Source organism: Mannheimia sp., assembly GCF_056854775.1.
The window spans coordinates 1-18,504 of the sequence record NZ_JBXGGI010000123.1 but is presented as its reverse complement, the minus strand read 5'-3'; the positions used below and the strand labels follow the sequence as shown (position 1 = coordinate 18,504).

General features: G+C 40.2%; 18 protein-coding genes. 13 read left to right on the top strand and 5 right to left on the bottom strand.

Annotated elements, in window-relative coordinates; translation table 11 throughout:
• Both rpoD and ACJHV0_RS08850 read left to right on the top strand, forming a co-directional pair.
• A partial coding sequence (gene rpoD / locus ACJHV0_RS08855) for an RNA polymerase sigma factor RpoD (RefSeq protein WP_483133963.1) occupies positions 1 to 693 on the top strand: 693 nt, incomplete at its 5' end.
• Between the two features lie 93 nt (positions 694 to 786).
• Positions 787 to 1,776, top strand: coding sequence for an RsiV family protein (locus tag ACJHV0_RS08850; RefSeq protein WP_483133962.1), 990 nt, complete (start codon positions 787 to 789; stop codon positions 1,774 to 1,776).
• A gap of 76 nt (positions 1,777 to 1,852) precedes the next feature.
• Here the strand turns inward: ACJHV0_RS08850 and ACJHV0_RS08845 are convergent, their stop codons facing one another.
• Positions 1,853 to 2,761, bottom strand: a complete 909-nt coding sequence (locus tag ACJHV0_RS08845; protein WP_483133961.1) for a 1,4-dihydroxy-2-naphthoate polyprenyltransferase — start codon at positions 2,759 to 2,761, stop codon at positions 1,853 to 1,855.
• 59 nt (positions 2,762 to 2,820) lie between these two features.
• On the opposite strand from ACJHV0_RS08845, the gene tsaA reads away from it, so the two are divergent.
• The 9 genes from tsaA to serA all read left to right on the top strand — a co-directional run bounded on the left by tsaA (position 2,821) and on the right by serA (position 11,154).
• Complete coding sequence (gene tsaA, locus ACJHV0_RS08840) at positions 2,821 to 3,558, top strand: tRNA (N6-threonylcarbamoyladenosine(37)-N6)-methyltransferase TrmO (RefSeq protein WP_483133960.1); 738 nt, start codon at positions 2,821 to 2,823, stop codon at positions 3,556 to 3,558.
• A 60-nt stretch (positions 3,559 to 3,618) separates the two neighbouring features.
• Positions 3,619 to 4,374, top strand: a complete 756-nt coding sequence (locus ACJHV0_RS08835) for an SIMPL domain-containing protein (RefSeq protein WP_334229644.1) — start codon at positions 3,619 to 3,621, stop codon at positions 4,372 to 4,374.
• A 188-nt stretch (positions 4,375 to 4,562) separates the two neighbouring features.
• On the top strand, positions 4,563 to 5,249 hold the full coding sequence (gene aqpZ, locus ACJHV0_RS08830; RefSeq protein WP_334233716.1) for an aquaporin Z: 687 nt from the start codon (positions 4,563 to 4,565) through the stop codon (positions 5,247 to 5,249).
• Between the two features lie 73 nt (positions 5,250 to 5,322).
• Positions 5,323 to 5,463 (top strand): hypothetical protein, encoded by a 141-nt coding sequence (locus tag ACJHV0_RS08825; RefSeq protein WP_200865312.1) that lies wholly within the window; start codon positions 5,323 to 5,325, stop codon positions 5,461 to 5,463.
• A 102-nt stretch (positions 5,464 to 5,565) separates the two neighbouring features.
• Complete coding sequence (gene slyD / locus ACJHV0_RS08820) at positions 5,566 to 6,159, top strand: peptidylprolyl isomerase (protein WP_483133959.1); 594 nt, start codon at positions 5,566 to 5,568, stop codon at positions 6,157 to 6,159.
• 124 nt (positions 6,160 to 6,283) lie between these two features.
• Positions 6,284 to 7,810 (top strand): threonine ammonia-lyase, biosynthetic, encoded by a 1,527-nt coding sequence (gene ilvA, locus ACJHV0_RS08815; RefSeq protein ID WP_428981769.1) that lies wholly within the window; start codon positions 6,284 to 6,286, stop codon positions 7,808 to 7,810.
• A 15-nt stretch (positions 7,811 to 7,825) separates the two neighbouring features.
• Positions 7,826 to 9,160, top strand: a complete 1,335-nt coding sequence (gene glmM, locus ACJHV0_RS08810) for a phosphoglucosamine mutase (protein WP_188156955.1) — start codon at positions 7,826 to 7,828, stop codon at positions 9,158 to 9,160.
• A gap of 68 nt (positions 9,161 to 9,228) precedes the next feature.
• A complete protein-coding gene (gene rpiA, locus ACJHV0_RS08805; RefSeq protein WP_188156954.1) occupies positions 9,229 to 9,888 on the top strand; it encodes a ribose-5-phosphate isomerase RpiA in 660 nt (219 codons plus the stop codon).
• Positions 9,889 to 9,924: 36 nt separating this feature from the next.
• Complete coding sequence (gene serA, locus ACJHV0_RS08800) at positions 9,925 to 11,154, top strand: phosphoglycerate dehydrogenase (protein WP_283386851.1); 1,230 nt, start codon at positions 9,925 to 9,927, stop codon at positions 11,152 to 11,154.
• An 86-nt stretch (positions 11,155 to 11,240) separates the two neighbouring features.
• On the opposite strand, the gene ACJHV0_RS08795 is transcribed toward serA, so the two are convergent.
• From ACJHV0_RS08795 to nadR, 4 genes are all read right to left on the bottom strand, one after another.
• The gene (locus ACJHV0_RS08795) at positions 11,241 to 11,759 is read right to left on the bottom strand and encodes a porin family protein (RefSeq protein WP_483133958.1); all 519 of its coding nucleotides are present in this window, start codon (positions 11,757 to 11,759) and stop codon (positions 11,241 to 11,243) included.
• A gap of 17 nt (positions 11,760 to 11,776) precedes the next feature.
• Complete coding sequence (gene arcA, locus ACJHV0_RS08790) at positions 11,777 to 12,493, bottom strand: two-component system response regulator ArcA (RefSeq protein WP_025236679.1); 717 nt, start codon at positions 12,491 to 12,493, stop codon at positions 11,777 to 11,779.
• A 141-nt stretch (positions 12,494 to 12,634) separates the two neighbouring features.
• A complete protein-coding gene (locus ACJHV0_RS08785; RefSeq protein WP_334233726.1) occupies positions 12,635 to 13,327 on the bottom strand; it encodes a metallophosphoesterase family protein in 693 nt (230 codons plus the stop codon).
• Between the two features lie 11 nt (positions 13,328 to 13,338).
• Positions 13,339 to 14,613 (bottom strand): multifunctional transcriptional regulator/nicotinamide-nucleotide adenylyltransferase/ribosylnicotinamide kinase NadR, encoded by a 1,275-nt coding sequence (gene nadR, locus ACJHV0_RS08780; protein ID WP_283386854.1) that lies wholly within the window; start codon positions 14,611 to 14,613, stop codon positions 13,339 to 13,341.
• Between the two features lie 190 nt (positions 14,614 to 14,803).
• Here nadR and ribF point away from each other — a divergent pair, with 190 nt between their 5' ends.
• Positions 14,804 to 15,766: a bifunctional riboflavin kinase/FAD synthetase gene (ribF, locus tag ACJHV0_RS08775; protein WP_483133957.1), complete on the top strand. Its 963-nt coding sequence runs from the start codon at positions 14,804 to 14,806 to the stop codon at positions 15,764 to 15,766.
• 100 nt (positions 15,767 to 15,866) lie between these two features.
• Positions 15,867 to 18,504 (top strand): isoleucine--tRNA ligase (ileS, locus tag ACJHV0_RS08770; protein ID WP_483133956.1); only part of this gene is annotated, 2,638 nt, incomplete at its 3' end.

The following is an 18,504-nucleotide window of genomic DNA, read 5'->3' as shown; positions in this document are numbered from 1 at the left end:
TTGCGTTTGGTTATCTCAATTGCAAAAAAATACACTAATCGTGGTTTACAGTTCTTGGATTTAATCCAAGAAGGTAATATCGGCTTGATGAAAGCGGTGGATAAATTTGAATATCGCCGTGGTTACAAATTCTCAACTTATGCAACCTGGTGGATTCGCCAAGCGATTACCCGCTCTATTGCGGATCAGGCTCGTACCATCCGTATTCCGGTACATATGATTGAAACCATCAACAAACTTAACCGTATTTCCCGTCAATGCTTGCAGGAAATGGGGCGTGAAGCCACACCGGAAGAGTTGGCAGAACGTATGGGAATGCCGGAAGATAAAATCCGCAAAGTATTGAAAATTGCCAAAGAGCCGATTTCAATGGAAACCCCAATCGGCGACGATGACGATTCACATTTAGGCGATTTCATTCAAGACGAAAGCCTTGAATTACCATTGGATTCTGCAACCGCTGAGAGCTTGCGTATGGCAACCAACGAAGTGTTAGAAGGTTTAACACCTCGTGAAGCGAAAGTATTGCGTATGCGTTTCGGTATTGATATGAACACCGACCACACCCTTGAGGAAGTGGGTAAACAGTTTGATGTAACCCGTGAGCGTATTCGTCAGATTGAGGCAAAAGCGTTGCGTAAATTACGCCACCCTAGCCGTTCAGAAACCTTACGCAGTTTCTTAGACGATTAATGATTTCCCCTGTGCCTTGTGGTACAGGGGTTTTTGTTTTAAGATGAATGACAAGCGGTTGTTTTTCTTAAATTTTTTACAAGAGGGAGAGATATGAAAAAATCACTATTAGCACTTTTAATTAGCTCAGTATTTGTAATTGCGGGTTGTGAAGACGGCAAAATGACACAAACAGTACTGGAAGCCGAAAAACGGATTGTTCACTTAGGCACAGAATTAAAAAATGCCCAGTCAGACTTGGCAAAAAAAGAAGCTGAAGTTGCTGAGCTTTCAGGTGTGAAAGCGGAGAATGAAAAATTAAAAGCAGAACTAGAGAAAGCCCAACAAAATACCGCATTAAACGTTGAGATTGTGAAAATCTTCGATAAAAAAGATGTGATTAAACATAAAGTTGATCCAAAAGAAGAATTTGCAATTGAGGAAAGTACGGTGAGTTCGATTGTTACGCTTCCAAAAACAAATTTTGATTGGCTCAATCAACTGTTGATTAATCAGGTTTATGATCACAATGAAGAACAAGGCAGAAAGCTGAAAAATCCAACCGAAGAAGAGTTTAAAAAGCACCGTGAAGAGGTTTATCAAGGTTTACTGGAAAGTACGAAAACAGAGCCTACAATTGGCTATGATGAGCATATTCATAGTACTTTTATGGGGCAACGCAATAATATCGCTACTTTTTTGATGACACATTATAGCTACACAGGTGGTGCTCACGGAATGCACCATACGCAATACATCAATGTCGATTTAGCTAAAAAAGCAGTCATTGGCTTAAATGATTTAATCAGCCCAAAAAATCAATCCCAACTGAAAGAGCTCCTTTGGGAAAATTACAGTCGTGAGCGAGTAGATGAAAATGGTAAATATAATGGATTTGGAGATAAAAAAGAGTTTCGTATTTCTGACCAATTCTATTTCACCCCCGAAGGGATCGCCTTTGTTTATCCCCCATACGAATTGGGTGCTTACGCAGAAGGTGATATAGAGGTTGAAGCGGATTGGTATAGTATCAATAAGTTACTCAATTCAGATTATCAACGTGGTGAAAAAGATGGGTTCTTTGCAGAAGAGCTGGAGAACTAATTGTAAATTCAAGTTAAAAAACAACCGCTTGTAATCCTTTATTACAAGCGGTTTATTTTTGTTGAAATTTTGCAACTTACCCCAACAAAATCCCCAAGCTAAACAACAAGTTAGTGATTAATGCCAAGCCTGCCATTTGTCCTAGAATTGGGTAAAGCTCTTTTGGATCTTGGTGTTGATAAACAAAACGTGCGTGTTTTGCGAGCAACGGTACAGCAAGTAAGAACAGGAAACTGTACCAATGTTCAAATTCCGAAATAGCAAAAATCAGATAAGAAATAACCGCTAGCACAAGCAGAGCAACGTGGTATTTTCGCCCGTTTTGGCTGCCAATTCGCACAATCAGCGTATTTTTGCCGGCTTGTCTGTCTTGGTTAATATCACGCAAATTATTGATATTTAATACCGCAACCGAGAGTAATCCACAGCCGAAAGCAGGTAGTAAAATTATTGATGGTACACTATGAGCTTGCAGGTAAAACACGCCGATAACCGCTACAAAGCCAAAGAAAATCAGCACAAACAGATCGCCTAATCCTAGATAACCGTAAGCTTTTTTGCCGACGGTGTAAGTGATTGCAGCAACAATTGATACTACGCCAAGCCCAATAAAAAAGAACAAGTCTTGAATGGTTTCAAAAGCATAAGCACTTAATGCTACGCCCGAAATAAAAGAGAGCAGACTTAAAATAATTACTGCTTTTTTAAGCTGCTCACCACTGATTGCCCCTTGCTGAATGGCTCGAAGCGGTCCGATTCGTTCTTTGGTGTCGGAACCCTTCACGTGGTCGCCGTAATCGTTAGCGAAGTTAGAGAGAATTTGTAGCAAGATAGTCGTAATAAAAGCCAATAATGTCGTAATAAAATCAAATTTTCCAGCCCAATGAGCCAGTGCCGAGCCAACAATAATTGATGCCAACGCCAGTGGCAAAGTTTTGGGGCGAGCGGTGCTAAACCAAATCGAAAAAAGGGAATTTTTGTTCATAAATAATATTTCGTTTAAAATAATGGGTAATCTCCGTCATTTTATCAGAAAAAATCCCGATGACTTCTACTCCAAAACAATTAAATCCGATCCAGATCAATCCAATCGGTATTATGCAAAGTCCTTACGATGAAAAATTTTCCGTGCCTCGCCAGCCCAATTTGGTAGCGGAAGGAAAAGGCATTTTGCATCTCCTTCCGCCTTACAACACGCCCGATGCGGTTCGAGGATTGGAACAATTTAGCCATATTTGGCTGATTTTTCAGTTTCATCATATTCCTGAGCGAGATTGGCACGCTACGGTTAGACCACCTCGTTTAGGTGGGAATGAGCGTATCGGTGTGTTTGCCAGCCGTGCGACTCATCGCCCTAATCCATTGGGCTTGTCGAAAGTGAGACTAGAAGAAGTGGTGGTTGAGAACGGCGACGTTTATCTGAAATTAGGCAGTGTAGATTTAGTAAACGGTACGCCGATTTTGGATATTAAGCCTTATATCGTCTATGCGGATAGTGAACCTGATGCAGTTTCGGGCTTTGCACAAGAAAAACCGGAGCAGAAATTATCAGTTGTATTTAGTGAAGAAGCCCAACAAGCGGTGGAATTTTGCCAAAACTTTGCAAAATTTGGCATTGAGCAGCCACTTACTTTTATTCGTGATGTGATTGCACAAGATCCTCGTCCTGCTTATCAACAAGGGAAAGTATCCGATAGAATTTATGGTATGAACCTTGCGGGCTATAATATTCGCTGGAAAATAGAACAAGGTGAGCAAGTACTTGTCCTTTCGATTGAGTAAATGAACTTTCTGAAGGTAGGAATATCTAATAAGTGAATTTTATCCCTTTAAGGACTGATTATGAAATTGAAAAATTTTCTCACAATTCTACCGCTTGCACTAACAACGGTAACGGCTTTTGCTGAAACGGCTACCACAGAGGCAGCACCTGCCGGTACGGTTGTTTCGGTAGAGAAAAAACAAGCCTCAAACTTTAGTTTTTCAACCAAAGTAACTCGTAGCGTTGAACAAGATTTAATGCAGGCAACGGTTTATAGCCAAAAATCAGGGAAGTCATTATCTGAACTGAAAAAAAATGTTTCGCAAAATTTGAATCAAGTACTGGAACTGGCAAAAAAACACCCTGCTATTGAGGTACAAGCGGAAGGCATTAGCAATAACGCCAATTACAATAACAAAGGGAACATTGACGGTTGGCAAGCCTACGGTAGTGTGAGCTTGAAAAGTAAAGATTTCAACGCTATGGCTGAGGTGTTAGAAAATTTAGGTAAAGACGTGGCAATCCAATCTATTTACTTTGGTGTATCACCTGAGAAAGTTGCATCATTGGAAGAAGAGATGCTACTTGAAGTCATCAAAAAATTCCAAGATAAAGCGGAAATTATTCAAAAAGCTTTAGGGGCGAAAAAATATCGACTAAGTATGGTTAATCTGCAAACACCAAGCGATGGCGGTTATGAGTATGGCTCTCCTCGTATGGCAAGTGCGATGTATGCAGCAGAACAAGCCGCAATGGGGAAATCAGCAGATATGCCGTTAGAAGCAGGTAAAACGACAATTTCGGCTGTTGCTTCGGGCAGCGTTGATTTTGAATAGAATTGTATAGATTTGTATAGACTTGTATTTTTACTTTAAATTTAGGAATAAATCTGTCTATACTATTAAGCATTGATATGAGTATTTATGGTTTATCATAATACTCATATTTTTATTTAGTTATTTATTGGCATTTTTGGAAAGCAAAACGCTTATGTGTTGTTCATCCTAATGGGTAAGGATTAAAAATGAAAAAATATTTTGCTGAATTTTTCGGTACATTTTGGTTAGTGTTTGGTGGTTGTGGTAGTGCGGTATTAGCAGCCGGTATCCCTGAGCTAGGCATTGGCTACACAGGAGTATCATTAGCCTTCGGTTTAACAGTATTAACAATGGCGTATGCAGTAGGGCATATTTCTGGCGGTCATTTCAACCCGGCGGTGTCAATTGGCTTATTAGTGGGTGGTCGTTTTAATGCGAAAGATCTAGTGCCTTATATTGTTGCTCAAGTTATTGGTGCAATTGCAGCCGGTGCGGTGTTATATACTATCGCTTCAGGTATCCCAACTTTTGATGCTACCGCTGGTTTTGCAAGCAATGGCTATGGTGAGCATTCTCCGCACGGCTATAGCTTAATGGCAGCGTTACTAATTGAAGTAGTATTAACGGCATTCTTCTTAATGATTATTATGGGGGCAACAGACAGACGTGCTCCGGCAGGTTTTGCCCCGATTGCAATCGGTTTAGGTTTAACCTTAATCCACTTAATCAGCATTCCGGTAACTAACACTTCTGTAAACCCTGCACGTTCAACAGGTGTGGCGTTATTTCAAGGAAGCTGGGCGATTGAACAATTATGGTTGTTCTGGGTTGCTCCGATCGTAGGTGCAATTATCGGTGCATTAGCTTACCGTTTCATCGCTGATGAAAAATAATTTTAGCTAAAGTTCTATGCAGTCCTAGCCATTATTGGTTAGGGCTGCTTTTTATTTATATGAAGGATTAAGAATGAAAATGTTAATTAAATTAGGTAGTGTGATTTTTGCAGCAGTACTGTTAAGTGGTTGCTTAGTTACTTCGGTTGTGGGCGGCGTAGTCGGTACGGCGGTAGATGTCGTTGATGCGGTAACCCCCGATATTGTCGATTAATAACTATTACAAGCGGTTAAAATTCGCTGATAGATTGCAAATATAAAATAAAGCGTTACAATGGCTTGTTATTTTTAACTAAACGTGGATAAAGGATTCAATATGAAAATTACAAAAGATTTAGTACCAAGCATTGCTTACCAAGTTCGCACCCAAGACGGCGTATTGGTTGATGAAGCTCCGGTAAATCAACCCTTAGAGTATTTGCACGGTCATAGCAACTTAGTGGAAGGTTTAGAAAAAGCCCTTGAAGGTAAAGTGGTTGGCGATGTATTTGAAGTACGTGTAAAACCGGAAGAAGGTTATGGCGAATATAATGATAATATGGTTCAACGTGTGCCAAAAGACGTATTTATGGGCGTAGATGAACTAGAAGTAGGTATGCGTTTTATTGCAGACACAGACTTAGGTCCATTACCTGTTGTGATTACTGAAGTGGACGGCGATGAAGTTGTGGTTGATGGCAACCATATGTTAGCCGGTCAAGAGTTATTATTCTCTGTAGAAGTAGTTGGCGTGCGTGAAGCAACCGCAGAAGAAATTGCACACGGACACGTTCACGGTGGACACGAGCACGGTTGTGGTTGTGGCGGACACGATCATCATCACGATCACGAAGGCTGCTGTGGTGGACACGATCACGACCATCACCATCACCATAATCACGGTGGTTGTGGTTGCGGCGGTCATCACTAATTCTTATTTCTCCCTCCTTTCTGGAGGGAGATCTATTTTAAAATACCGATTAAAGCTAATGGTAAGCGGTCCAATTTCTTAGAAAATTTACCAATGTCTTTATAAAAATATAACCTTTCAAATGATGAGTGAAACCAAACAAAACGAATCTGTAGATTATTTACGTTCGATTTTAAGCTCGAACATTTATGATCTCGCCCAAGTTACCCCTCTGCAAAAAATGGAAAAACTGTCTGAACGTTTAGGCAATAATGTGTTTATTAAACGTGAAGATCGCCAGCCTGTGCATAGTTTTAAATTGCGTGGTGCTTTTGCAATGATTTCTAATCTATCTAAAGCACAAAAAGAAGCCGGTGTGATTGCCGCTTCCGCAGGTAATCACGCTCAAGGTGTGGCACTTTCAGCAAAACATTTAGGTTTAAGAGCCTTAATTGTAATGCCACAAAATACCCCGGCAATTAAAGTAGATGCGGTGCGTGGTTACGGTGGTGAAGTGTTGCTTTATGGTGCAAATTTTGATGAAGCCAAAGCAAAAGCGATTGAGCTTTCAACTGAATTGGGTATGACCTTTATTCACCCGTTTGACAGCCAGGCAGTAATTGCAGGGCAAGGCACTATCGGTTTGGAATTAGTGCAGCAAAAGCCGGATTTAGACTATATTTTCATTCCTGTTGGTGGTGGTGGATTAATTGCAGGCATCGCAGTATTCATTAAGCAAGTTTTACCGAATATTAAAGTGATTGGGGTAGAGTCAAAAGATTCAGCCTGTTTATATCACGCCTTGAAAAACGGTCAGCCAACCGATTTAGAGCGTGTGGGCTTATTTGCCGATGGTATTGCGGTTCGTCGTATTGGCGATGAAACCTTCCGCTTGTGCCAGCAATATGTTGATGATGTTGTATTGGTGGATAATGATGAAATATGTGCTTCAATGAAGTTGATTTTTGAAAACGTGCGGGCAATTTCAGAGCCATCGGGGGCAACTTCACTGGCTGGTTTGAAGAAATATGTGAAACAGCACCAATTACAAGAAAAGAATTTAGCTTGTATCCTTTCCGGGGCGAATGTTAATTTCCACACGTTGCGTTTTGTGTCTGAGCGTTGTGAAATCGGCGAAAAACGTGAAGCCTTGTTGGCGGTAACCATCCCTGAACAGAAAGGCAGTTTCTTAACTTTCTGTGAGATTTTAGGTAATCGTGCGGTAACTGAATTTAACTATCGTCATTCCGATGATCAAAATGCGTGCATATTTGTTGGCGTAAGAATTTCCGGTTCGGCAGAGAAGTTAGAAATCATTAAAGAGCTACAGCAAAATGGCTATGATGTAACAGATCTGTCTGATGATGATATTGCTAAAACCCATATTCGTTATATGGTTGGTGGTAGAGCTGCTTCTATCAAAAATGAACAGCTATATAGTTTTGAATTTCCGGAACAGAAAGGGGCGTTACTGAAATTCTTGCAAATGCTCACAAATTGGGATATTTCTTTGTTCCATTACCGTGCTCACGGGGCAGATTATGGTGATATTCTCGCTGCATTTGCACTAAATCAAGGTGATGAAGTAGAATTAAATCAACATTTAGAACAGCTTGGCTATCGTTTCCAAAATGTTAGCAATAGCCCTGCATATCAATATTTTTTGAAGTAAAAGTTAGGAATTAAAATGGCTCGTAAATATTTCGGTACAGACGGTGTGCGTGGAGAAGTAGGTAAATTCCCAATTACCCCTGAATTTGCCTTAAAGCTCGGTTGGGCAGCCGGTAAAGTGCTGGCAACACAAGGCACAAAAAAGGTACTAATCGGAAAAGATACTCGTATTTCAGGTTATATGTTGGAATCTGCACTTGAAGCAGGTTTAACAGCAGCCGGTTTATCGGCAGTATTTGTTGGTCCGATGCCAACCCCTGCAATAGCCTATTTAACCCGTACTTTCCGTGCTGAAGCAGGTATTGTGATTTCAGCTTCCCATAACCCATATTATGATAATGGGATCAAATTCTTCTCATCAGTAGGTGAAAAATTGCCTGATGAAATCGAAGAAGCGATTGAAGCAATGCTTGATCAGCCGATGGATTGTGTAGATTCGGCAAATTTAGGACGTGCAAGCCGTATTAATGATGCAGCAGGGCGTTATATTGAGTTTTGTAAAGGAACTTTCCCATCTGAATTAAGCCTCGAAGGTTATAAGATAGTGGTGGATTGTGCTAACGGTGCAACTTATCACATTGCCCCAAGTGTAATGCGTGAGCTAGGGGCAGAAGTGCTTGAAATTGGTACGAAACCGGACGGTTTGAATATCAACGAAAAATGTGGTGCGACGGATATTAAAGCACTACAAAAAGTAGTGGTAGAAGCCGGTGCTGATGTTGGCTTGGCTTATGATGGTGATGGCGACCGTTTAATTATGGTCGATCACTTAGGTAATAAAGTTGATGGCGACCAAATCCTGTTTATTTTAGCCCGTGAAGCCTTGCGTTCAGGCAAATTACAAGGTGGTGTGGTTGGCACATTAATGAGTAATATGAGCTTGGAATTAGCGTTAAAAGAGCTGGCGATTCCGTTCTCTCGTGCTAACGTGGGCGACCGCTATGTGCTGGAACAGCTTAAAGAAAAAGGCTGGAAACTCGGTGGTGAAAACTCAGGGCATATCATCGTGTTAGATAAAAATACAACAGGTGATGGCGTAATTGCCTCTCTGCAAGTATTAGCTGCAATGGTAAGCCATAAATTAAGCCTCAATGATTTAGCGAAAGCTGTACCGCTATTCCCTCAAGTTCTACTGAATGTTCGTTTTGAGAAAGGTGCGGCAAATCCACTTGAAAGTGATGAAGTAAAAGCCGTTGCTGCTGAAGTAGAAAAACGTTTGGCAGGTAAAGGGCGTATTTTATTGCGTAAATCAGGCACTGAGCCATTAATTCGTGTAATGGTTGAATGCGAAGATGGACAACTCGCACAAAGCTGTGCAGAAGAAATTGTTGAAGCAGTAAAACGTAATTAATCGCAAGCGGTTATATTTTGTAAAAAATTTGCAAAATATGACCGCTTGTTGTTTAAAAGGAGCAAAAAATGGATCAACAAGAAATGAAAAAAATTGCAGCTCAAGCTGCATTAAAATTTGTAAAACCGAATACGATTGTAGGCGTGGGTAGTGGCTCAACGGTAAACTGTTTTATTGATGCCCTCGCTTCAATGAAAGAAGAAATTAAAGGGGCAGTTGCTGCATCAAAAGCCTCAGAAGAACGCCTGCGTGATATCGGCATTGAAGTCTTTAGTGCCAATGAAGTTAGCGAGCTTGATGTTTATATTGATGGGGCTGATGAAATCACGCCTCAAGGAGCAATGATTAAAGGCGGTGGTGCAGCATTAACTCGTGAGAAAATTGTCAGTTCGTTGGCTAAAAAATTTATCTGTATTGTTGATAGCTCAAAACAAGTGGACGTTTTAGGTTCAACTTTCCCATTACCGGTAGAAGTTATTCCAATGGCTCGCTCTTATGTGGCTCGTCAATTAGTGGCACTTGGCGGTTCGCCGGAATATCGTGAAGGTGTAGTAACCGATAATGGCAACGTGATTTTAGATGTACATAATTTTAAAATTATCGAACCGTTGAAAATGGAGCATACAATCAATAATATTGCAGGTGTCGTTACAAATGGCATTTTCGCACAGCGTTATGCTAATGTTACCATTGTTGGCACACCTGAAGGTGCAGTTATATTAGAATAATTTATTATCGCAAACACATAATACTAGGAGCAAAAAATGGCTAAAATTTCTTTGGATAAATCAAAGATTAAATTTCTTCTACTTGAAGGCGTGCATCAAAATGCAATTGATGTACTCTTAGCGGCGGGTTATACCAATATTGAAGTACATAAGAAGGCACTTGATGGTCAAGAGTTAATTGATGCAATTAAAGATGCACACTTTGTTGGTATTCGCTCACGCACTTTTTTAACAGAAGAGGTGCTGGCTCAAGCTCCGAAATTAATTGCGATTGGTTGTTTCTGTATCGGGACAAACCAAGTTGATTTAAGTGCGGCGAAAAGACGAGGTATTCCGGTATTCAATGCACCGTTCTCAAATACTCGCTCTGTTGCAGAATTAGTGCTTGCAGAAATGATTTTATTAATGCGTAAAGTACCGTCTGCCAATGCTGAAGTGCATCGTGGGGTGTGGAATAAATCTGCTGCCGGTGCAAATGAAGTGCGTGGCAAAAAACTAGGTATTGTAGGTTATGGACATATCGGTTCGCAGTTAAGTGTGCTTGCTGAAGCAATCGGTATGCAAGTTTATTTCTACGATGTTGAAAATAAACTACCGCTTGGTAATGCACAGCAAGTGCCGACGTTGGAGCATCTACTTTCAACTTGCGATATGATTTCATTACACGTTCCGGAGATCGATTCTACCAAAAACTTAATGAGTGCAGAACGTATTGCTCAATTAAAAGAAGGTTCGGTATTAATTAATGCGGCTCGCGGTACGGTAGTTGATATTGATGCGTTAGTAGCCCGTTTGGAAGCAGGCACATTGCGTGGTGCGGCAATTGACGTATTCCCAGAAGAGCCAGCGTCAATTAACGATCCGTTTGTATCACCATTATGTAAGTTTGATAACGTGATTTTAACGCCACACATCGGAGGATCAACTTCTGAAGCACAAGCGAATATTGGTACGGAAGTAGCGAATAAATTTGTGAAATATTCAGATAATGGCTCAACTGTAACTGCCGTAAACTTCCCGGAAGTTTCATTACCGATTCATAATCAAGCTAAACGCTTATTACATATTCACGAAAATCGTCCGGGTATCTTAAATCAGATCAACCAAATCTTTGTGGATCTAAATGTAAATATTGCAGCACAATACTTACAAACCGACCCAACTATTGGTTATGTCGTGATCGATGTGGAATGTGATAATGTTGATGATGCATTACAACGCTTAAAAGTAATTGAAGGCACAATTCGAGCACGTGTACTTTACTAATTAAGCAAAGAGCCTGAATAATATTCAGGCTCTTTTGTTACAAGCGGTCATATTTTTAAAAAATTTTACAACCGATTAATTTATGCTTAGAAACGATAAGTGGCATTTGCTGTGAAAGAGTTGCCTCTTAATTTTGTACCACTGCGTTTTAAGTTATCACGGGTGTATTCTGCAGTAAGTTCTACATCGCTTGATACAGCATATTTTGCCCCTGCACCAAAGCCGAAGCCACGATAAGTTTCGTTACCGACTTTAGTTGAGCTTGCATCAACTTTTATGTAAGGAAGTAAGTCTGAACCAACACGATAACCTTGTTGATAAGCAACGGTATATTTATTTTTTTGTTTTACATCACTAAATACTTTAGTGCTGCCTACTTTTGCTTTACCTTGCACAACACCTACAAAGTTATTGCCTTGATCGATACCGTAATCAACAACTAAGACCGGACCTGTTGAGTCTTTACCTTTTACGCCATCTACGTTGTATTTGGTCGTTGTTACGTCAACACCTACGCCAACACCGGTAAATGTATTACCAACCGGGGCTGCAAATAGATTTGCGGAGAATAAGCAAGCGAGTGTTGCAATAGTTAATTTCTTCATATATGACTCCTCTTTGATTAAGATTCAATATTACCGCAGAAGCGATAGCCTTCTCCGTGAATAGTTACGATCATTTCCGGTGTATTTGGGTGATCTTCAAAATGTTTACGAATACGGCGGATTGTTACATCAACGGTTCTATCGTGAGGTTTTAATTCACGTCCTGCCATTTTCTTCAGTAAATCTTCACGAGTTTGGATTTTACCCGGATTTTCACAGAAATGTAATAACGCTCTAAATTCACTACGTGGTAATTTCGTTGCTTCACCTTCAGGATTAATAAGGCTGTGGCTGTGAATATCTAATGTCCAGCCGTTAAAGCGATAACGTTCCACATCAGATTGCTCTTTTGCTTCATTTTTTTCGCCCATTGTGCGTTGAAGTAAATTTCTAGCACGAATAGTTAATTCGCGTGGGTTAAACGGTTTAGTAATGTAATCATCAGCACCAATTTCTAACCCTAAAATTTTATCAATTTCGTTATCACGACCGGTTAAAAACATTAAAGGTAATTTACGGTTCTCTCGAATTTCACGAGCTAAAATTAAGCCGTTTTTACCCGGTAAGTTGATATCCATTAACACAAGATTGATTTCTTGAGCATTCAATACTGTGTGCATTTCTTCGCCGTTAGATGCTTGAAATACTTGATAACCTTCACCCTCAAAAATGCTTTTGAGCATATTCCTTGTGACTAATTCATCCTCAACAATTAAGATTTGTGGGATTTTCATTTTTTAACCTCTGATCTAATTTATAAATTCTGTTTATAACCTTTATGTTACAAATTATTTAAATTCTACTTATAAATTTCTAAATGGAAAGCATAAAAATGACAATTTGTTTAATTCAATCAAATTTTTAGCTATTTCTCTCTATTTTTCTCTATCATCAACACCTAAAATTAAGTAATTACCGTCAATATCGGCAAGGCTACGAAAACCGATGTTATAAATATGACAACCATATTTAGAATTTTTATTGTCGTAATGAAAATTATCGTGATGATGTCCGTGAAAAATCTTAGTTGCCCCTAATTTTTTAGCCAGTTGGTTAATTACTGCAAAACCTTGTGGGTGTGGCTTAGGTGCTTCGTGCGTAATTAAAATATCAGCTGTTTCGTTTTCTAATGCTTCAAAATCTGAAGGAAAAATAGAAGAACGGTGTCTTAGTGGCACTCCTCCTCGCCAAATTTTCTCTTGTGGAGTATATTGGCAAAAATGAATAGGGTCAAAAAACATAGGTCGATTCGGTGGCATCCAGATATGCCCTCGAAACACACCGCCAATCCCCGCAATTTTTACCCCTTGAATTTCCACTACTTTGCCGTGAATATTGCGTTCTTTCCAATGGCTATTCCAAACAGAATCAAAGGCTGCAACGGTTTTACTGTCGTGATTACCGTGAATAAACCAAATATCGCAATGTTGGGAAAGTTTATCTAATTCATCGGGAGTCGTGAGTTGGAGATCACCTAGAATAACTAGAGACACTTCCTCTGTTTGTTGTTGTAAAACAGGGTAAAGATGCTCGTAGCTACCGTGCGGATCGCCTGCAAAAAGTATCATCTTGTATTCCGTTACTCTGAATCGTTAAGGTTATATTGTTTAAATTGTAGTGGGATTGGTTCTTCATTTAAGATTGCTTCAACAACCTCTTTTGCCTGATTATATCTATCTAAATAACTTGGCGATTCAATTTCAATATAAGGAATACGGTATTTTTCCAGTAATTTTTTCAATAATTGTTGGAATTGTTGGCGTTGCTTTTTAGAACCCAAACTACGCAAACCGTCTGCAACCCATTTGGTATTATTTGACAGTAAAATCGTTACATCAAACGGATATTCACGAATCATTGAATCTAAGAACGGATGGGCTTTTCCTTCATATTGAATACAAAATGCCTGTGTTGTAATGTAATCGGTATCAATAATTGCCACTTTGTGAGCGTGTTTCATCGCATAATCAACATAACGCTGATGCCCTAGCACCATCTGAGGATAGTCAGAATATTGCATTGCTTGCTCATTGCCACCTAGTTGCTCAAACACAAATTCACGCCCATATTCCCAAGCGGAAGTTGTATTAAACACGTTCGCTAATTTGCTGACCAATACTGATTTACCACTGCTTTCACCACCTAAAATCGCAATGGTTTTAACAAAGAACGGACGAACTTCTTTCGGAATAAAACGCCAATAGTGGAACGGATTATTACGAATTTGTGTGGCGGAAACATTAAACGATTCACGAGCAGGATCAACCAACTGAACCTCTAAACCCAAATATTTTTCGTATGGCTCTTTGTCTTGAACTTCGCTACTAAATACAATAGTCGGATTAATATTTTTTTCCGCAAATAATTCTTTAACGCGAGCAGACCAACCTTCCCAACCGTTTGGATAACTTGGGATACCGTCTTCGACTAAATGATGAATAAAGATCTGTTTTTGCTGATATTTGAAGATCTGCTGTACCCAACGCAAACGGTCTTCGTTAGTTGGCATACGTTTCATTTTACTTTGCTGGAAAAGGCGTAAATCACGTTCGGAATCGGTACAAACGATAACGTGTAATACATCCACTTTACTGAATGCTTCATAGATCATATTAATATGACCTGTATGAATAGGGTAAAATTTACCAAAAATGACACCGGCACGCTGGTTGCTATCTTCGACAATTTCTAAAACCGAATGCAATGCTTTTAGTTTATTTGCACTCGGATTTTTAATTTTACCGCTCACTAGCTGATTAAAATAGGCTCGCGTTACACCGGCTTGTTCACAAATATCATTGACTTTAAGTTTAAGTTGTTTACGTTTTTGTTGAAGATAAGCAAAATTTGCCATAGTTATTCCCCCGATTTTTGGTTGCCATCATATAGCAAAATGTAGCATTTGAATATCTTTTTATACGAAAAAAGCTATGTTGATGTGATATTCGTGCATTAATTGATAACACATAGGATTTTTTTTCCTTTTTTGTTGATTTCTCGCTATAATCACAGCAATTTTTACTCATAAAACGGTTTATATTTTTATGCAGCTCATTCGAGGTTTTCACAATTTAGATAAATATAGTGCTTTAAACAAAGGCTGTGTTCTTTCTATTGGAAATTTCGATGGCGTACATATCGGACACCAAAACATTTTAAGTCGTTTGTGTGATAAAGCCTTAGACTTAGATTTACCTTCGGTGGTAATGCTATTTGAACCTCAGCCTCGCGAATTTTTTGCAAAAAAAAGTGGAAATTTGACCGCTTGCACACCGCCTGCAAGGTTAATGCGATTGCGTGATAAGCTGAAATATTTAGCCGAAGCCGGAGTGGATTTCGTGTTGTGCGTTCGTTTTAGTGAAAAGTTCGCTCAAATTTCCGCAGACGATTTTATCAGCGATTTATTAGCAAAACGGCTCAAAGTTCGTTATTTAAGCGTAGGGGACGATTTCCGTTTCGGTGCGCAACGTGCTGGCAATTTTGACACCTTACGCAATGCAGGGCTGAAATACCGTTTCGCGGTGGAAGAAAGCCATACTCACAGCCTAAATGAAGAGCGAATTAGTAGCTCATTAGTGAGAGAGGCTTTGCAAAATAACGATTTAGCCTTAGCCGAAACATTATTAGGTAAGCCTTACTCAATTCACGGGCGTGTTGCTCATGGCAATAAGCTCGGTAGAACCATTGGTTTCCCAACCGCCAATATTATGCTCAACCGTTTAGTTACACCTATTCAAGGTGTATTTGCGGTGAAAGTAAACACGAAACAAGGCAGCTACAACGGCATAGCAAATGTGGGGAATCGCCCAACCATTAACGGTACAAAGCCGTTATTAGAAGTGCATATTTTTGATTTTAATGCCTCCATTTACGGCGAAGCGATTGAGGTCGTCTTTCTGCAAAAAATTCGTAATGAAACAAAGTTTGAGAGTTTTGATGCGTTAAAATTACAAATTGAAAAAGATCGCCTACAAGCGGTTGAATTTTTTGAGAAATTTGCAAAGTAATTATGCAATTTAGCTTATTTCATTTGGAAGAAATATCGTAGGGGCGAATTGCAATTCGCTCCACAATAATTTCGTAATATTAAATATGTTGGAATAAAAAATGACAGTTGATTACAAAAACACCCTAAACCTGCCTGAAACAGGCTTTCCGATGCGTGGTGATTTAGCCAAGCGTGAACCGGATATGTTGAAAAATTGGTATGACAAAAACTTATACCAAAAAGTGCGTGAAGCAAGAAAAGGTAGTAAAACCTTTATTCTGCACGATGGTCCTCCGTATGCAAATGGTAATATCCATTTGGGGCACGCTGTAAATCATATTCTTAAAGATATTATCAACAAATCAAAAACTGCAATGGGGTTTGATACGCCTTATGTGCCGGGTTGGGACTGCCACGGTTTGCCGATTGAGTTAAAAGTAGAAGGCATTGTCGGTAAGCCGAATGAAAAAATTTCAGCGGCTGAGTTCCGCCAAGCCTGCCGTAATTATGCGAAAGAGCAAGTAGATGGTCAGAAAGCGGACTTTATGCGTTTAGGTATTCTAGGCGATTGGGACAATCCCTATTTGACAATGAATTTTGATACTGAAGCTCATATTATCCGGACTTTAGGTAAAGTGATTGCCAACGGTCATTTATATAAAGGTTCAAAACCGGTTCACTGGTGTTTAGATTGTGGCTCTTCTCTAGCAGAAGCAGAAGTAGAATATGAAGATAAAGTTTCGCCATCAATCTATGTGCGTTTTAATGCGGTAGATGAGGCGGAAGTGGCGGCTAAATTTAACGCACAAGGGCAAGGTAAATTATCAGCGGTAATTTGGACTACAACCCCTTGGACGATTCCATCTAACCGTGCGATTGCGATTAACCCTGAACTTGAATATTCCTTAGTGCAATTAGCGGATGAGCGTGTGGTACTAGCGGTCGATTTAGTTGAAGATGTTGCAAAAGCTGTTGGCGTTGAATCATTTGAAGTTTTAGGCAAAACCAAAGGCGAAAACCTAGAATTATTACGCTTTAATCATCCATTCTATGATTATAGCGTGCCGTTTATTTTTGGCGACCACGTTACCACAGACGGTGGTACAGGTTTGGTTCACACTGCTCCTGACCACGGTGCGGACGACTTTGTGGTGGCTCGTAAATATAAAATTGAAATGGCAGGCTTAATTTCCAATGACGGTAAATTCAAAGCGGATACGCCATTCTTTGCCGGCTTAGGCGTATTTGAGTCGAACGAAAAAGTAGTGGAAAAACTGCAAGAAGTGGGAGCATTGCTGAAATTATCCCGCATCAAGCACAGCTACCCACACTGTTGGCGACACAAAACCCCGATTATTTTCCGTGCTACTCCACAATGGTTTATTGGAATGGAAACTCAAGGTTTACGCCAACAAGCATTAGGCGAAATCAAATCTGTACGTTGGATCCCATCTTGGGGTGAGGCACGAATTGATACGATGGTTGCAAACCGCCCTGACTGGTGTATCTCACGTCAGCGTACTTGGGGCGTGCCGATGGCAATGTTCGTTCACAACGAAACAGAAGAATTGCACCCACGCACTTTAGAATTGATTGAAGAAGTGGCTAAACGTGTTGAAGAAAAAGGGATTCAAGCTTGGTGGGATTTAGACCCTGCGGAGCTGCTTGGCGAAGAGGCGAAAGAGTACCGCAAAGTGCCGGATACCTTAGACGTGTGGTTCGACTCAGGATCAACCTACGCCTCAGTAGTGGAGCAACGCCCTGAATTTAACGGCAATTCAGCGGATATGTATTTGGAAGGTTCAGACCAACATCGTGGCTGGTTTATGTCTTCATTAATGCTTTCGACTGCTACCAACGGCAAAGCCCCTTACAAACAGGTTTTAACCCACGGCTTTACCGTTGATGAAAAAGGCAGAAAAATGTCTAAATCGCTTGGTAATGTGATTGTACCAAGCGAAGTTTGGAACAAAAACGGTGCGGATATTCTGCGTTTATGGGTTGCCTCAACTGACTACACCGGCGAAATTGCGGTATCGCACAACATCTTAAACAGTGCGGGCGAATCCTATCGCCGTATCCGTAACACCGCACGTTTCCTATTGGCAAACTTAAACGGTTTCGATCCAAAACGTGATTTGGTTAAACCGGAAGAGATGATCGCACTTGATCGCTGGGCGGTAAGCTGTGCCTTAGATGCCCAAAATGAGATCAAAGAGGCGTACGACAACTACCAATTCCACACGGTGGTACAACGCTTAATGCGTTTCTGCTCGATTGAAATGGGCTCATTCTACCTCGACATCATCAAAGACCGCCAATATACCACCAAAGCGGACAGCCTTGCCCGCCGTAGTTGCCAAACAGCGTTATGGCACATTGCAGAAGCTCTTGTGCGTTGGATTGCACCAATTTTATCTTTCACAGCAGATGAAATTTGGGGCTATTTACCACAAGTTGAAGGCAGAAGTGAATTTGTGTTCACTGAAGAGTTTTACGGCAGCTTGTTTGCCCTAACTGAGCAAGATAAATTAGATGATGCTTACTGGCAACAAATTTTAAAAGTGCGTGCTGAAGTAAACCGTGTGTTAGAGCAAGCTCGTAAAGACAAAATTATTGGTGCAGGTTTAGAAGCGAAAGTTACGGTGTACGCGAATGATGATATTCTTCCATTATTAGAGCAACTTGGTAATGAATTACGTTTTGTATTAATTACTTCACAAGCAATTGTAAAACCACTCGCTGAAGCTGATATTG

Excerpts from the sequence above, each read along its gene's own strand:
- ACJHV0_RS08850 (WP_483133962.1), top strand. The coding sequence starts at position 787 with ATGAAAAAATCACTATTAGCACTTTTAATTAGCTCAGTATTTGTAATT.
- ACJHV0_RS08845 (WP_483133961.1), bottom strand. The coding sequence starts at position 2,761 with ATGAACAAAAATTCCCTTTTTTCGATTTGGTTTAGCACCGCTCGCCCC.
- tsaA (WP_483133960.1), top strand. The coding sequence starts at position 2,821 with ATGACTTCTACTCCAAAACAATTAAATCCGATCCAGATCAATCCAATC.
- ACJHV0_RS08835 (WP_334229644.1), top strand. The coding sequence starts at position 3,619 with ATGAAATTGAAAAATTTTCTCACAATTCTACCGCTTGCACTAACAACG.
- aqpZ (WP_334233716.1), top strand. The coding sequence starts at position 4,563 with ATGAAAAAATATTTTGCTGAATTTTTCGGTACATTTTGGTTAGTGTTT.
- ACJHV0_RS08825 (WP_200865312.1), top strand. The coding sequence starts at position 5,323 with ATGAAAATGTTAATTAAATTAGGTAGTGTGATTTTTGCAGCAGTACTG.
- slyD (WP_483133959.1), top strand. The coding sequence starts at position 5,566 with ATGAAAATTACAAAAGATTTAGTACCAAGCATTGCTTACCAAGTTCGC.
- ilvA (WP_428981769.1), top strand. The coding sequence starts at position 6,284 with ATGAGTGAAACCAAACAAAACGAATCTGTAGATTATTTACGTTCGATT.
- glmM (WP_188156955.1), top strand. The coding sequence starts at position 7,826 with ATGGCTCGTAAATATTTCGGTACAGACGGTGTGCGTGGAGAAGTAGGT.
- rpiA (WP_188156954.1), top strand. The coding sequence starts at position 9,229 with ATGGATCAACAAGAAATGAAAAAAATTGCAGCTCAAGCTGCATTAAAA.
- serA (WP_283386851.1), top strand. The coding sequence starts at position 9,925 with ATGGCTAAAATTTCTTTGGATAAATCAAAGATTAAATTTCTTCTACTT.
- ACJHV0_RS08795 (WP_483133958.1), bottom strand. The coding sequence starts at position 11,759 with ATGAAGAAATTAACTATTGCAACACTCGCTTGCTTATTCTCCGCAAAT.
- arcA (WP_025236679.1), bottom strand. The coding sequence starts at position 12,493 with ATGAAAATCCCACAAATCTTAATTGTTGAGGATGAATTAGTCACAAGG.
- ACJHV0_RS08785 (WP_334233726.1), bottom strand. The coding sequence starts at position 13,327 with ATGATACTTTTTGCAGGCGATCCGCACGGTAGCTACGAGCATCTTTAC.
- nadR (WP_283386854.1), bottom strand. The coding sequence starts at position 14,613 with ATGGCAAATTTTGCTTATCTTCAACAAAAACGTAAACAACTTAAACTT.
- ribF (WP_483133957.1), top strand. The coding sequence starts at position 14,804 with ATGCAGCTCATTCGAGGTTTTCACAATTTAGATAAATATAGTGCTTTA.